This is a genomic window from Rhizobium esperanzae (assembly GCF_002204185.1).
GTDB lineage: Bacteria > Pseudomonadota > Alphaproteobacteria > Rhizobiales > Rhizobiaceae > Rhizobium > Rhizobium esperanzae.
Genome location: NZ_MXPU01000014.1, coordinates 96201 through 111514 on the forward strand (window position 1 = coordinate 96201; position 15314 = coordinate 111514).

12 protein-coding genes are annotated in these 15314 nt (G+C 58.4%); 2 read left to right on the forward strand and 10 right to left on the reverse strand.

Going from position 1 to position 15314, the window contains the following annotated elements:
- Positions 1–10: 10 nt before the first annotated feature.
- From B5E41_RS20720 to B5E41_RS20735, 4 genes are all read right to left on the reverse strand, one after another.
- The gene (locus B5E41_RS20720) at positions 11–1180 is read right to left on the reverse strand and encodes an ABC transporter substrate-binding protein (RefSeq protein ID WP_064843764.1); all 1170 of its coding nucleotides are present in this window, start codon (positions 1178–1180) and stop codon (positions 11–13) included.
- A 108-nt stretch (positions 1181–1288) separates the two neighbouring features.
- Positions 1289–2431 (reverse strand): LLM class flavin-dependent oxidoreductase, encoded by a 1143-nt coding sequence (locus tag B5E41_RS20725; protein WP_088395859.1) that lies wholly within the window; start codon positions 2429–2431, stop codon positions 1289–1291.
- Positions 2432–2487: 56 nt separating this feature from the next.
- On the reverse strand, positions 2488–2907 hold the full coding sequence (locus B5E41_RS20730) for a carboxymuconolactone decarboxylase family protein (RefSeq protein WP_007636445.1): 420 nt from the start codon (positions 2905–2907) through the stop codon (positions 2488–2490).
- Positions 2908–2977: 70 nt separating this feature from the next.
- A complete protein-coding gene (locus tag B5E41_RS20735) occupies positions 2978–3487 on the reverse strand; it encodes a flavin reductase family protein (protein WP_064843768.1) in 510 nt (169 codons plus the stop codon).
- 129 nt (positions 3488–3616) lie between these two features.
- Here B5E41_RS20735 and B5E41_RS20740 point away from each other — a divergent pair, with 129 nt between their 5' ends.
- Positions 3617–4384, forward strand: a complete 768-nt coding sequence (locus tag B5E41_RS20740) for an SDR family oxidoreductase (RefSeq protein WP_040114027.1) — start codon at positions 3617–3619, stop codon at positions 4382–4384.
- Positions 4385–4757: 373 nt separating this feature from the next.
- Here the strand turns inward: B5E41_RS20740 and B5E41_RS20745 are convergent, their stop codons facing one another.
- The 6 genes from B5E41_RS20745 to B5E41_RS20770 form a co-directional block, all read right to left on the reverse strand.
- On the reverse strand, positions 4758–5990 hold the full coding sequence (locus B5E41_RS20745; protein WP_088395860.1) for an alpha/beta fold hydrolase: 1233 nt from the start codon (positions 5988–5990) through the stop codon (positions 4758–4760).
- A 109-nt stretch (positions 5991–6099) separates the two neighbouring features.
- Positions 6100–6789, reverse strand: a complete 690-nt coding sequence (locus B5E41_RS20750; RefSeq protein ID WP_007636440.1) for a GntR family transcriptional regulator — start codon at positions 6787–6789, stop codon at positions 6100–6102.
- A gap of 151 nt (positions 6790–6940) precedes the next feature.
- Positions 6941–7717, reverse strand: coding sequence for an N-acyl homoserine lactonase family protein (locus B5E41_RS20755; protein WP_064843771.1), 777 nt, complete (start codon positions 7715–7717; stop codon positions 6941–6943).
- A 21-nt stretch (positions 7718–7738) separates the two neighbouring features.
- Positions 7739–8863 carry a zinc-dependent alcohol dehydrogenase family protein gene (locus B5E41_RS20760; protein WP_064843773.1) on the reverse strand — a complete coding sequence of 375 codons (1125 nt, stop codon included), beginning with the start codon at positions 8861–8863 and terminating at the stop codon, positions 7739–7741.
- A 12-nt stretch (positions 8864–8875) separates the two neighbouring features.
- Entirely contained in the window at positions 8876–9769 is an 894-nt protein-coding gene (locus tag B5E41_RS20765; protein WP_040140103.1) for an MBL fold metallo-hydrolase, read from the reverse strand.
- 54 nt (positions 9770–9823) lie between these two features.
- Positions 9824–12367, reverse strand: coding sequence for a methyl-accepting chemotaxis protein (locus B5E41_RS20770; RefSeq protein WP_088395861.1), 2544 nt, complete (start codon positions 12365–12367; stop codon positions 9824–9826).
- Positions 12368–12827: 460 nt separating this feature from the next.
- On the opposite strand from B5E41_RS20770, the gene B5E41_RS20775 reads away from it, so the two are divergent.
- Positions 12828–15272: a beta-glucosidase gene (locus B5E41_RS20775; RefSeq protein ID WP_088395909.1), complete on the forward strand. Its 2445-nt coding sequence runs from the start codon at positions 12828–12830 to the stop codon at positions 15270–15272.
- Positions 15273–15314 lie beyond the last annotated feature (42 nt).

Genomic DNA, 15314 nt, shown 5'->3' on the forward strand with positions numbered 1-15314 from the left:
AGGTCGTCGATTACTTCTTCGGGCGCCAGGCCAGCGGATCTTCCGGGCGCTCGAAGTACTGTGCTGCTACGTCCGCGGGCCACCATGCGTCGCCCTTGGGCTCGATCCACGCCGTGGAGTTCGGATCGCAATCTTCCGGAATTGCTTCCTTCACATCATCGATCGTGTAGGGAAGAGCCGGTCGCAGGATCGACTGGATCTTCGGCCCCTGGCCTTGGAGTGTCCTCATCATCACGTCCCACACCAGGCGAGCATCGGCCCGCGGCGGCCAGAAATGGAAGCTCTGGCTGATGAAGTCGGGATTGTTGCGCCAGTAGCACGCCGCCGACGCCTCGCCGCCGAGGACGATTGGCATCATGTCGCGCCCGGACTGCTGGACCGCGTTGACGACACCGTTTTCCGACGCCGACTGGACCAGGATACCTGCGATTTCGGTAGGGTTGGTCGCGAGGAATTTCTGGACTTCGACCTGGGCGACCTGATCGGTCCACTTGCCAGCGACATCGCCCACGACGGTGATGTCCTTATACTCGTCGAACGCCTTCTTGGCACCGACATTGAAGCTGTCGGACGATGCGAAGCCCGGGATGCCTGAAACCGTCAGGACGTTGCCCTTACCGCCGATTTCCTCCGCCAGCCATTTCGCGGCCGTGTAACCGCCCTGGGTGTTGTTTTCGGTCGCATTGATCGCGTAGGGCGATGTCACGTAACCCGAGAAGGAGAAAACCGGGACGCCCTTGGAATGCGCGTATTCGATGGTCTGGTTGATGGCCGTCACGTTCGAGCAGCAGATGATGATGGCATCGACGCCGTCGTCGACCATCTGGCGCATCTGCTGGATTTGCGTCGCGTCCTTCAGGTCGGACTGCGTGACGACAAGGTCAGATACCAGTCCAGCCTCCTTGTATTTGGGAAGCAGAACCTCGTTCATTTCAGTGAGGATCTGGGCACGCCACGTGTTGCCGGCATAAGTGGACGCGTAGCCGATTTTCCACGGCGGCGGCCGCTTCGCCACAAAATCCTTGAGCGGCGTACCGCCGAGGGGAATTGCCGGGTCCACGAGCTGGTAAAGCTGCTTCTGGTCCGGTGGTAGCGAGTCTAATCCGTCCGCGAATGCGGCGGTGGTCATCAGGCCTAGCCCGATGATCACGCTCAATGCGGTGTAAACCTTCTTCAGCATGTGTAGGGTCTCCTCCCCTTCGTACATCCGCTACAGCAGTCGACGCCGTTGGCGTCGAGCCACGGAATTGGTGAAACGTGTTTCGATTTCGGATTGGTGGCGGGCGGCTTAGCCGCCCGCGGAACGGTCGTTCCTGAGGCCAGCCTGTTTCAGCAGGGGCATGACGCGGTCGTTGAAGAACGGCAGTTCTTCGTTGTAGTCGACCATTGTGAGAAGCGCGCCGTCGACGCCCGTATTGCTCAACGCGACGAGCTTGTCGGCGACCTGTTCCGGCGTTCCGACGATCGGGTAGCCGCCCCAGCCAGCGATAAAGCGCTCCTTGAACTTCTGGTACATCTCCGCCGAGTGGTTCTGTGACTGAACCTGGAGAACCTCGCAGATGTTTTCGCAGGCTTCCCAATCGCCCTTCTGGTTCACGTAGTAGTCATAGTAGTCCTGGGCTTCCTTTTCGGTCTCGCGAACGACGACCGGGCACGCGGTGAAGGTTCCGAGTTCGCGCTTGTATTCCTCGCGAGCCAGTTCCTTCACCTTCTTCACCCAGGCTGCGCCCGATTCCATGTCCTGCATGAAGCCGAAGTTGAAGTCGCAGAACTTCGCGGTGAAGTGCAGGCCCTTGCCCGAGGAGCCGGCGCAGATGAGGACCGGGCGGCCCGTCTCCTTGTTATAGGGCTTCGGCTCGCTGAACGCGTCTTTCACCTTGAGGAACTGGCCGTCATAGGTGACACCGTTCTTCTTCCACAAGGTGTCAACGATTTCCATCCATTCCGTGGCATATTCGTAGCGGGTGTCGTGTTCCATCATCGGAACGCCGAACATCTCCATTTCCGGGGTAAACCAACCCGTCACCAGGTTCAGGCCGTATCGGCCCTTCGAAATATTGTCGATCGTCGTCGCCATCTTCGTCGCGACGATCGGGTTCAGGGTCGGGATATGCGTCGTCGAGAAAAATTGCAGCTTCGTGGTCACGGCAGCCAGGGCCGCGGCCCAGGTGAACGTGTCCATGTTCACGCCGTTGAAGTTCGTCGGCCCGCCGAAACCGCGCCACCGGGCGATCGGCACCATGCATTCCCACCCAGCCGCTTCGAGCTTTTTGGCAATTTCGACATTATGTTCGAAAGTCGGTTCGAACGTTGATTCCGCGGTGGTGATGGCGCATGCGCTCGAACAATTTGTTCCAAATACGCCAAGCTTCAGCTTGTTGCTGTTAAACATCGGGTTTCCGGCGGCGCGGAAATCATCGCTGGTCGTCATATTGAAGTCTCCTCCACAGAGTTGGTCTGTTCCCGGCCCGAAGGTCGGGGCACCGATTAGATGCCCATGTCCTCGAAGACTTCCTGTGCGACGCGGAAGCTGTCGATCGCCGCGGGCACGCCGCAATAGATCGCGACCTGAAGGAAAACTTCACGAAGCTCGTCCTTGCTGAGGCCGTTATTGATCGCGCCGCGAACGTGCAGCTTCAACTCGTGGGGGCGGTTAAGGGCGGAAATCATGCCCAGATTGAGAAGGCTGCGTGAACGGCGGTCGAGGCCGGGCCTGTTCCAGATCTCGTTCCAGCAATACTCGGTGACAAGCTCCTGCATCGGCCAGTTGAACTCGGTCGCCTTGTTTACCGAAGCGTCGACATATGCACCGCCGAGAACCTCCCGACGGGTCTGCAGACCCTTTTCGAACCGTTCACTGACGGGACGCCCATTCACTTGCGATTTCACATCGGTGGCAATAGTCACGGATCAAACTCCTCATTATCGGCCGAAAGGCTGGTGGATGTGATAGGCCGAAAAAGCTCGGCCAAACGTTTCAGGCGGCAGCATCGATCAGCGCTGCCGATCTAACCAATTTCCCGTCCTCGTAGAGGAGCGGGGCAATATTCTCGATAAACCGGGCCTCGATAACTTCCCCTAGAACGACATCATGGGTGCCGACGGAGACTGCGGAGTTGAGGCTGCAGACGAATGCGGCCTGGGCGTCGCCGAGGATGGGAACGCCGCCAGCCGTGATCCACTCACCATGCGCGAACCTCTCCTCTCCCTTCAGTTTTCCACTAAACAGCGGAACCAAAGGCGCATGGCTAAGATGCAGCATGTTGACCGCGAATTTTCCCGTAAGCTTGAGTGGGCCGCTGATCGAAGCAGATTGGTTGATGCAAACCAGGAGGGTCGGCGGGTCAGCCGTCACCGACTGGACGGCGGTTGCAGCCATTCCGTAACGGGCACCTTCCCATTCCGTTGTGATCAGGCAAATTGTCGATGTGAACCGGCGCAAAGCGGTCTTGAACGCCGCTTGCGCTGCTATTTCAGCACCAGCCATGGTTACCTCCCCAAGTCATTTGATAGCCAAGATAAGCAGATTAGCAGACAATCTGTCAACACGTTTTATTAGTCATTGACAGATTGTCTGCGAAAATGTTTTCTCGATACAGCGAAAGAGGAGACGATTATGGATCTGGAATCGAAAGTATGTGTGGTGACGGGGGCTGGCAGCGGGATCGGGCGCGCTACAGCTGAACTGTTTGCGCGCCAGGGCGCTAAGGTTGGCGTCGTCGACGTCAACATCGATGCCGCACGAGACGTCGCGCGAGAAATGGGGACAGGTGCGATCGCGTTAAAGGCCGATGTGTCTTTGTCCGCCGAAGTAGAGGCGATGGTTAGGTCAGTTAAGGAAAAATGGGGGCGTATCGACGTTCTCGTCAACAACGCGGGGTTCGGAATGACCGGAAACGTCACGACCATCGCCGAATCCGACTGGGACCGGATCATGGCGGTGAACGTGAAGGGGATATTCCTATGCTCGAAATACGTGGTTCCCATCATGGCGGAACAGGGCAGCGGATCCATTATTAACACGACCTCATACACGGCCGTGTCAGCCATCGCTAACCGCACGGCCTACGTGGCGTCGAAAGGCGCGATCTCGGCACTCACGAGAGCCATGGCACTGGACCACGCAAAAGACGGGATCCGCGTCAACGCTGTCGCCCCCGGAACGATCGACTCTCCCTATTTCACCAAGATTTTCGCCGAAGCGGCAGACCCGCAAGCCCTGCGGGAAGACTTCAACGCCCGTGCAGCCCTGCACCGGATGGGCGACCCGGAAGAGATCGCCGAGGCGATGCTTTTTCTAGCTTCGGACCGCTCGCGGTTTGCGACCGGAAGCACTCTCACCGTCGACGGAGGATCGTCGATCGGGAACCACTTGGTGCGCTAAAGCACATGGGTGCTGATGGGTGCCTCCTTCTTGACCAAGGGGAGGCACCTTTACTGTGGCAACTACATGTCGGAAACACAGAGGCCGCGGCGGGAAGATAGAGATCACGCGCAAGGCTGCGTGATCAGGACCCTGCGATGAGGCGCCGCTACGGCATTTTTTAAACGCATCGCCGCGCCTGATCCTTCACTCAGATATCGCGGGAATTTTTCCAATTTCTTACCGGAATTTCTCGGGAGCGTGAGGATGCCGCCCCCGATGCCGGCTGTGTCATCGCCGGGACGCCAATTGCGAAGCCTCGGTAGGCGCCCGCCCACTTTCAAATTTGATCGCCCGGCGTGTTGCACCGAGCGACCAGAGTCACTGCGACCGCTTAGCGCGCGGCTTGCCGTACGAACTCGAGCCCTTTTACAAGATAGCTCCGAAAGAAATTCGGGTGTTCGCACATGGGGAAATGACCCAGCCCATCCATGACGAGGTGGAGGCATCCCGGAATAAGTTCGGCGAGCCTGGCCCCATCCGTCGGAGTGGCTGAGTAGTCATAGTCGCCCGAGAGCAGCGCCACCGGGGTGCGCGACGGGTCAATCCGGGGAGTTGTCACTGCTCCGTCGAACTCGTCGCTGTAGAAGGAAAGATCGCCTGGGTAAACTCCGGGTGCTCCCTGCGAATAGATCCAGCTTGACCTCCTGCGCTCCCCTGCGGGGCTGAGTGGGCTCATGATCCCTCTGACATACGCCGAGTTATGAAGTGAGCCGTGTACGTTTACGTTGTGCTGGTATGGGTTCCGGCGTCCCTTGGAGCGGAAAGGTGGCTCGATCGCCACGATCCCGAGGACATGCTCCGGCCGTTCCGCGGCGAGAACCAGCGACATTGCCGCGCCCATGGACCCACCCGCGACAATCGCCTTTTCGCGAACCACCTGTTCGAGTATGGCCGTGCACCATTTCAGGTACAGCGATGCCGTGAGCTTGTAGGGTGCGCCGTCCCATGTCAGCGGCGGCATGGACCGACCGTGGAATGGTAGGTCAACCGCGATCAGCCTGTAGTTTTTCGCAAGCTCGGTGTCCGCCAGCTGAGGCAAGAATTGGCGGCTATCCGCTCCGGCGGTGTGGAGAAACAGGACCGGCACCCCCTCGCCTGCTTCTTCGTAATATATTTCATGGGGGACGTCATCGATATCGACGACGGCATACTGCCCCCGGATTTGACGCAGGTCGCGTTGCGCATGCTCCGCTTTCATCTCGGGGGACGTTACGACGAGCTCAATCACCCGTTCCAGAGCCGGGCGTGCTTTCGCGAGGGCGAGCGGTGAGCCGGCGATCTCGAAGAGAGGGTTTGCAAGCTGTAACGCCGTGAAGGAATGAAAGGTGGCGGGCGGCGGCGTCATCAGAAGCTGCTCCCAGGCGTCTGCAGTGGCCCTCACTGTCACCTGGGGGTCGTCGCTTTCCCCCCAGATCGCCGCGCCGCCTTCAGCGAAATTGAGGGCGATCACCTGATCGCCGACGTAGAAGGCGATGTCCATTGTCAGGTCCGGAGTGAGCCGGGGCAATTCCGGATCCCCAAGAGCCTCCGCCATGCGGGACCGCAATTCATTAAAAGTGCCCAAAGCAACCTCCCTGTTCGAACGAGCGCCAGGCCGCACGCGTCGGCAGCGCCATGACTTCGAATAAGCAGATTATCAGACAATCTGTCAATACCGGCTGTTGCCGCTTCCTTTAATCGCCGTCGTTTTCGGAGGTTTTACGAAGGTAGTCCAGTGCGACCTTAGCCGCCATGTCGATGTGGTACTTGCAGGCTGCGGCGGCTTTCGCTCCGTTTCGGTCAGTAATGGCCGCAGCGATCTCCTTTATCTCTTCCACACTGTGGTTCAAGCGCCCCGGCTGCGTCATCGACGTCATGCGCAGAAGAGTCACCCGATTGTGGAGCGATGTCAGCATTTGCTTGACGAAGACGTTTCCACTCCCTTGCATCAGGCAATCGTAAAACGCGGTTTTCGCCTTGATGAGCCTGCTCCCACCGCCGCTTGCCGCCGCTTCCGCAAACTCAGCAACCGCCTCATTGAGTGTATGGATATCCTGGGCGGTTCCGTTTTCAGCGAATTCCTTTCCGGCATAGCTCTCTAGCAAAGCCCTGACGCTGTAGAGCTGAGCGGCTTCTTCGTAAGTGATAGTGCTGACGACGGGACCGCGGTGCGGATAGCTGGTAATGAGGCCCTCGGCCTCGAGTTGTCGAAGCGCCTCGCGGATTGATGTCCGTCCTACACCGATCGACTCGCAGAGTTCTCGCTCAACGAGGCGCTGACCCGGCTTGAAACGGCCGCTTGATATCGCCTGCCGCAGTTTATCTTCTACCTGAGTGCGCAATGTGGCACTCTGTCGTGCAATCTGTAAATCCATATCACCCATTGGATCCAAAAGTCCGTTTTACCAAGGCCGAAAGCGGCCGTGCAAGTCATGGTACTATATGGTGGGTTATCATGGTGAGACAACCCGATTGTCTGACAAAAGCGAAGAACGCCTCAGCTTTATCTCTTACCGGACATTCCACGCGTCCCCATTACCGTAGAACCTTTGCAAAAGCGAGATCGGGTGACAGCGATGGAAAACCCGTCAGGACTGCGGGATCATGGCCTGGAACAAGTAAGCCGGACGGTCCTGATAGTTCACGGAGCGTTCGGTATCCCTCCAGTACGTCGGCGTAATCGGCAAAAAGCGGAAAGACGTCGTCATGCTCCAGATAGCGTTGAAAATGGAGTGCGTCCGATGCGATGACGACGACTTCATCGCCATCGTCCAGCCTCACGACCTGAAGGCCTTTGGAATGACCGCCGACGAGATGGATGGTGAGTCCCTCCATAATCTCGCCGTTCCCGTCGTGGAAGCGCATTCTGCCGGAAAACGTCAGGCGGACCGCATCAACGACGGCGTCCACTGCGAAGGGACGCCGAAGACGATCATGGCACATGCATCGTCCTGTACCGTAGGCCATCTCCCGATCCTGCAAGTGGAACAGGGCTTTGGGGAAGTCCACAAGGTTTCCCGCGTGATCATAGTGGAGATGCGTGATAACGACGTCGGTAATGGACGATGCGGAAATCCCGAGCTGGCGAAGCGCCTCGACCGGATGGATCAACATGGTCCTCCCGCGCCTTTCAGCCTCCTGCGGGCTAAACCCGGTGTCAACCAGGATCAGACGTTCACCATGGCGGATCAACCAGACGAAATACTCGATCCTGCCCGGGGCGTCGTGGGGATCTCCTGCTTCCAGGCCGAGTTCGCTAACGGGCCGAACCGCAGTGCCGTAATGTATCGCCAGGACTTTCCAGTCGTTCAAATTCTCGCTCCTTCCGCAGGCTCAGGGAACCAGCAGATGCCGGATCACCTCGCCACGGTCTAACCGGTCGAAGGCCTCGTTGATTTCCTCAAGCGGGCCAGTGCTGGACAGCAGTCTCTCCACGGGCAACCTGCCTTTGAGGAACAGGTCGATATAACGGGGAATATCGCGCGAAGGCACGCAGGACCCCATGTAGCTGCCTTTGATGATGCGTTCTTCCCCGACAAGAGGAAGCGGCGAGATCTCGAATTTGGTGTTCACGTTCGCCAGACCCGCTGTGGCTGTCGTGCCGCCGCGCCGCGTAATGCCATAAGCGGTTTCGAACGCTTTGCTCGACCCTGCCATCTCGATGGCGTAGTCCACTCCCCCGCGTGTCGCTTCCTTGACCTCGCCGACCACATCCGGCGAGGTTGCCAGGAAGGTACGCGTCGCGCCCAGCGACCTAGCCAGCTCAAGCTTTTCCGGCATCAAATCGATGGCGACGATCTCGCTTGCTCCGCTGGCCACCGCTCCGAGGACCGCCGACAAGCCCACGCCCCCAAGGCCGATGACGGCGACCGACTGTCCCGGCTTCACGCCACACGTGTTTACGACCGCACCGACGCCTGTCATGACGGCGCATCCGAACAGGGCCGCCATCGTGACGTCCACATCTTTGGTGATCTTGACGACCGAGTGCGCCGACACGATCGCGTATTCCGAAAACGCCGATACGCCGCTGTGATGGTTGATATCGTAGCCGCGAAGACGGATATGCTTGCTACCGTTCAACAATGTCCCGGCGGCGTTTGCGCGATAGCCAGGCTCACAGAGGCTAGCGCGTCCTCCCGCGCAGTAATCGCAGTGTCCGCAGATCGGCAGGAACGACATCACGACGTGATCGCCAACCTTCACTGTATCGACACCGGGTCCGATTTCTTCGACGATGCCGGATGCTTCATGCCCCAACGCGACAGGCAGCGGGCGGGGCCGGTCGCCATTTATCGCCGACAGGTCGGAGTGGCACACACCAGCGGCCTTGATTTTGACCAGGACCTCAAGATTGCCCGGAGGCGTCAGATCGACGGTCTCGACACTGAGAGGTCGCGAACTTGCATACGGCTTGGGAAGCCCTGACTCTCGGAGAATGACGGATTTCATCTGCATTGTCGTGTATTCCTATCTCGAGAGCATCTGCATGGCGGCGGGTACGTAGCGGAAGCCTTCCCGCTCCCGGGCGACGTTGCCGAGCCCGGGCCACGCAAAGTGATAGGACATCACTGGTATGCGGTCTGTCGCGAGCATATCCAGCACCCGGGTGCGCGAGCGCGCCGAGAGCTTGGGATCGGTGTCGTACTTGAACTCCATCCACGGGCGTTCCATCAGCAGGATATGATGATGGGTGAGATCGCCGAGGAAGCAGAGCCGATCGTTGTCAGACTGCATGAGGAAGCAAAAGTGGCCCAAGGTGTGGCCTGGAGCGTGCACCGCTTGCACGCCCGGCAGGAACTCCTGACCGTCCACGAAATGCGCTATCCGATCACGGTGTGGAAGAAGGTTTCTCCGGGCATTTTCCACCTGAGCCTTGAAACCGGCATCAAGCTTGCCTCCGTCGGTCCAGTCATCGAAGTCGCTTTCGCTTATGAAGATCTCCGCGTTCGGAAAATTAAGCTTGCCGTCCTGATCGCAAAGTCCGCCGGTGTGGTCGATGTGTGCGTGGGACAACACCACGGCATCGACTTCCAAGGGGTCGATGCCTGCCTCCTGCATGCTTTTCAGCAAGCGGCCGGTCGTCGGCCCGAAAATCTTCGACGTCCCCATCCCGGTGTCGAACAGGATGGTCTTTCCGTTAATTTTGACCAGCGGGATGTTCTGCTCGAGGGTTACCGACGAACTGGACAGGAAGTTCCTGTCGAGCATTTCCGTCACTGTGGCCGCGTCGACTCCGAGAAAATTCTCCCGCGGGTCGCCCAATTCCAACGGTCCGTCCGAAAGCACCGTTATTTCGCCGGTTCCGAACTTGAACGGATAGAAATAGGGCAACTTAGTCTGATGCGCTTGGTCATTGAGCACGCCGGATATCCTCCCAGATTGGCTGTACCATTTGACAGATTGTATGAAAATCTGTCAACAGAATATTGATGATAGTCTGTCGTCAGGAACGATCGAAAGCATGTGACCCCTCGGCCTGCCGATGTTGAACTGTTCTATCTGCTGCATCAGTCGCTGGGTCTCCTTTGTGAGTTCCTGAGTGGCGGCGTGGGCTTGCTCGGCGATGGCAGCGTTTCGCTGGGTGCTGTCATCGATCTCGCCGACGGCCTGGTTCACTTCGATAAGCGAAGCCGCCTGGTCCCTGCTTGCCGCAGCGATAAGCTCAACCCTTTCGGAAATTCCGGCAACATTCGACGATATTGCAATGAGCACCCTGCCCGCCTCGTTCACCAATCGCGATCCCGAGGCGACTTCCTCGGTCGATCTTGCGATGAGTCCCTTGATTTCCTGGGCGGCTAGAGCCGACCGCTGGGCAAGTTCCCGGACTTCTTGGGCGACGACCGCGAAACCCTGCCCGGCTTCTCCTGCTCTCGCGGCCTCGACGCCGGCATTGAGTGCCAGGAGATTGGTCTGGAAAGCGATCTCGTCGATTACGCCGATGATTTGCGAAATGCGCCCGGAAGCCGCTTCTATTCGGCCCATAGCGTCGACCGCGTTCGTGACCACTGAAGCAGACGCATCCGCGGCCTGCTTGGTTTCCTTTACAAGCCGGGCTGCGGCCTGCGCCTGCTCTGTCGACGAATGCACCGTCGCGGTGAGTTGATGAACCGCAGCCGCTGTCTCCTCCAACGACGCGGCTTGGCGCTCGCTGCGGCGGGAGAGATCATCGGCGCCACTGCTGAGATTGTCTGCATTTTGCCGAATGAGCACGATGTTGCCGCGAAGTTCCGACATCGTCGCCTGCAAGCGCAGCAACGAATTGTTGAAGTCTTTTCGCAACTGTTCCAGCCGCCCGGAGAACGGTTGATCGATCGTGCTCGAAACATCACCGTTGGATAACCTCTCCAGCCCAGCGGCAAGACTGTCGACGGCGTCGCCGATCTGTTTGTCGATCTGGGCTTTCTCCGCCTCGTTGTGCCGACGTTCAGCTTCGGAAGCTGATCGTTGACGATCCGCGTCGTTCTCGATCTCGATTTTCCTTACGGCATTCTCCCTGAAGACACAGAGTGCCCGGGCCATTTCTCCGAGCTCATCAGCGCGCTCAGAACCGCCGATCTCTATGTCAAGGTCCCCTTCGGACAAACGCCGCATGTCGTCGGTCAACCGGACGACAGGTTTCTTGAAAGTCGCAATCATCCCGAAGCCAGCGAGAAGCGCGACGAGGACGCCTGCAAATATCGTGATGAGGGCAATGCCGTTCGCACGGGCCGTCTCTTCGATGGCCCTGGCACGCTGGGCGTCGGCAAACGTCGTGAGGTGGCCCCATATGGTGTTCAACTGGTCTGTCGTTTGCCTATATTGCGCACGCCTGACTTCCGAGATCTCGACGAGCTTCGCACTGTCCTGCGTCATACCCTCTACCGCCGGAGGGACCGTATTCTGGACTGCCTTGAAAAGGTCGAGATCGGAAGCGGCACTCCAGATGTCCAATATCTCCTTCTTCGTTCTGTCGAAGTTCTGGATGAGCTGCGCGCGGTTTTGTTCGGTAGGGTCGGCTATGAAGCGCGCAAGGTGTATCCTGATGAGATAGCTGGAGTCCGAAAGTCTTCGGCTGCCGTCCAAGGCGCTGCTGATCTTGGCCAAACGTTGGTCGAGACCTGCGAACTCGACGATTGCTTTCTTTGTTTGCTGGTTCGCCACCGCGTTAATCCCGACGGAGATTTCCTTGAACGCGGACATTGCGGTGTCGAGGCCTACGGCGTTGTCCGATGCGGCGCCCTGCGACAGAATTTCTGTTACGCTTTTCACCGCGCCGTCGACCGAGCTCGACAGTTTTGTAGCGTCCGACGGCAAGGAAGCCCGCAGATTTCGGGCGCTTCGACGCAACTCGCCCACTTTGCCGCGCAAATATTCGAGTTTCAGCTCGGTCGTTCCGGCGGATTGGTAGCCCGCGGCAAAATCAAGGAAGAAGGTTGCATAGCCTGTCACCCTGTCGGCATCGCGCAACATCGATTTGGCGGCGCCCTCGGACTGCTCGCCGGACTTCCTCAACTCGTCAGCTAGCCTGAGCATTTCATCCTGCGACCAAACCAGCGATTCAGAATGATTGGCGATCGAGGTTATCAGTTGCTCTTCGCTTTCATGGATGCTCCAGAGAGAGCCAAAATTGTCCACCACGTCCCGCATAATCGCGTTTGCCGACAGGAGGCCTTCGCTTTCCCCCGTAGCTCCGGCATTCGTCACTAAAGCTTGCAGATGCGATTGCTGGGCGAGCAGGTCAGCCTTCACGCGATCGCGCCTTTCTTCCGACGCCTCATCGAGAAACTCTCTCATCGAGGCGGAGACGTCACGGAAACCCGAGAGCACCTGCATCACCTGGCTCGAGGTTTCCAGGCGGCTTTGTAGGAGACCCGCGGCGTAGTGCCCCAAAAATCCCACCGCGCAAATGCTGATTATGAAAGGCAGTACGAAAATGATTACTTTTGTCTGTAGCCGGAAACGGGACAACAGCCTGTCCATCGTGGTCCATCCTTGTCCATAGGCGGTGAAGAAGCTTCATCAATCGGGATCCGCCTCCGATGGAGACATCGAATCATCAATGACGACACGAGGCTGCGCGACTGAGGATTGTCTGTCAACAGATTGTCTGATAGCATGTTCAGGTTTTCAAATTGTCTCGCGAACTTGCGGAGGAATAACTCCAGAACCGGCGCTGCCGCAGCCGGCACAACTTTCACCGCTGACATCGATCAAACCGCGATGTCCTTGTTTTCAGTGGAAAGCGGTGACGTCATCTCGGCCACGTGAAGGCTGCGAACATGTCGTCGTCGTGGTGACGGCGCCTTGGTGAACAAACGGGCCTTCCTTCTCATGGATGGACGGCTCCACGGATGACGCCGACCTCACCAGCTTTCCCAATATGCATATAGAGATGCCCGATCTGGGAACGGTAAGTGTTGAGATTGAGGAAGCAGAGAAGATGACTGATACGAGAGCATTGCTCGATAATATGACCTTGGCCGAGCAGGTCTCGCTACTTTCCGGCGATACGTTCTGGTCTTTACCGCCCATCGACCGCCTAGGGATAGGGAGATTGCGCTTGACGGACGGCCCCAACGGCGCCCGCGGGGCGGGGTCTTTTGTCGGGGGTGTGACTGCAGCGGCTTTCCCGGTAGGCATTGCCATCGGAGCGAGTTGGAACCCGGACCTAGCCAGGGAAATCGGCAGTGCGCTAGGTGACGAGGTTCTTTCCAAAGGGGCTCATGTCTCGTTGGCGCCGACCGTTAACATCCAGCGCAGCGTCACAAACGGCCGCAACTTTGAGTGTTTCTCTGAGGATCCGATACTGACGGCGGAACTTGCCGTCGGCTATATCGAAGGTCTGCAGTCCAAGAAAGTGGGTGCCACGATAAAACATTTCGCCGGCAACGAGTCCGAGATCGAACGTACAACCATCTCTTCAGATATCGATGAACGCACTCTGCGCGAAGTCTACCTAATACCCTTTGAGGCGGCGGTGAAGCGGGCAAAGGTCTGGGCCGTGATGTCTTCATATAACAAACTAAACGGTACTTACACGGCGGAAAGCCATTGGCTGTTGAACGAGGTACTACGCGGTGACTGGGGTTTTAACGGCGTGGTGATGTCGGACTGGTTCGGCTCGCGTTCGACCGCACCCACCGTGAATGCTGGGCTGGATCTGGAGATGCCGGGCCCGACCCGCGACCGCGGCTCCAAGCTTCTGGCGGCGATCGACGCGGGCGAGGTAAGTGTCGAGACCGTCCGCGCCTGTGTGCACAATATCCTGACCCTGATGGAACGCACCGGCGCAATCAACGATCATCGCGAGTTTAAGGAGTACGCCATTAATCGGCCGGAACATAGGGCACTCATCAGGCGCGCGGGAGCGGAAAGCGCAGTTCTGCTACAGAATGACGGCATCCTGCCATTGGCTCAGCAAGGTACGGTCGCCATCATTGGACCCAATGCCAAGATCGCGCAGGTTATGGGAGGCGGCTCGGCGCAGTTGAACCCCCACTATGTCGTCAGTCCGTGGCAGGGGCTGGCGGACGCCCTGGGTGAGGAGAACGTGTGCTACGCTCAGGGTTGCAGCAATTATCGGTTTCAGCCGCTGATCGAAAACCCGACAACCTTCGAATTTTTCCAAGAAAGGGAGCTTGCTGGCGAGCCCGTGAAGGTTATCGAGGAACCGTCGAGCCTCGGTGTATGGTTGCCCCCCGTGGCCGGGGGCCTAGTCGATCCGCATCGCTTTTCCGCCCGAATGCGCACCGTATTCACAGCCTTAGAAGCCGGCGTCTATCGCGTCGGCCTGACCTCGGCCGGGCTTGGTCGGGTCTATGTGGACGGCAGGCTTGTGGTGGACGCCTGGGCTTCCTGGACACGTGGTACCACATTCTTTGAAGAAGGCTGCGAGGAGGTCGTGGGTGAAATCACGCTCGAAGCCGGCCGTACATACGAGGTCGTCGCCGAGTACGCCCGGCACGATCACGTCAACCTCTATATCGCCGCAATTCGGGTAGGAATAGGCAGGTTTTCGGCCGAAGCGGAGATTGCCGAGGCAGCAGCCGTCGCCGCGAAGGCTGATCATGCGGTAGTCTTCGTGGGCAGAACGGGCGACTGGGATACCGAGGGCTCCGATCTCCGCGGCATTGCACTTCCTGGTCTGCAGGACCAGCTTGTTGAGGCGGTAATTGCGGCCAATCCGAACACGATTGTCGTCCTACAAACCGGTGGACCGGTGGAAATGCCCTGGCTTTCCGGTGCTCGTGCAGTACTGCAATGCTGGTATCCCGGTCAGGAAGCTGGCAACGCGATCGCCGATGTGCTCCTTGGCAAGGCCGAGCCCTCGGGCCGACTGGCACAGACTTTCCCCGTGCGCTGGGCTGACAATCCCACACATACCGAGGATGACGCGGTCTATCCAGGCAAGAATGGCCATGTGCGATATGACGAAGGTGTGTTCGTTGGATATCGGCACTACGATCGCCAGGACATTAAGCCACTGTTCCCCTTCGGTCATGGTCTCGGTTATTCAAGCTTTGCGATGTCAGACCTGACGGTGGGGCTGCCGGATCCTGCCGGCGCGGTGACAGTGACACTGGGATTGACCAACGTCAGCGAGCGGCCAGGTTCGGCAGTGGTGCAAATCTATGTGGGCGATGTTGAAGCATCTGTACCCAGACCGGTTAAAGAATTGAAGGCCTTCTCGAAAATCGGCCTGGAACCCGGTGAGAAACGAAGGCTCAGTTTCATTCTTGACGCCCGAACATTTGCCTTCTTCGACACGACCGAGCGGTGCTGGCGGATAGAGACGGGGGAATTTGCAGTTATGGTTGGGTTCTCGGCCACCGACATCCGTTTGAGTGGAACTGTCACGCAAAAGGGCGCTGTCTTAGCGCTCTAATCGTGCAGAGAATCAAAGACTACGTTTGGCGGTGGTTGAGTC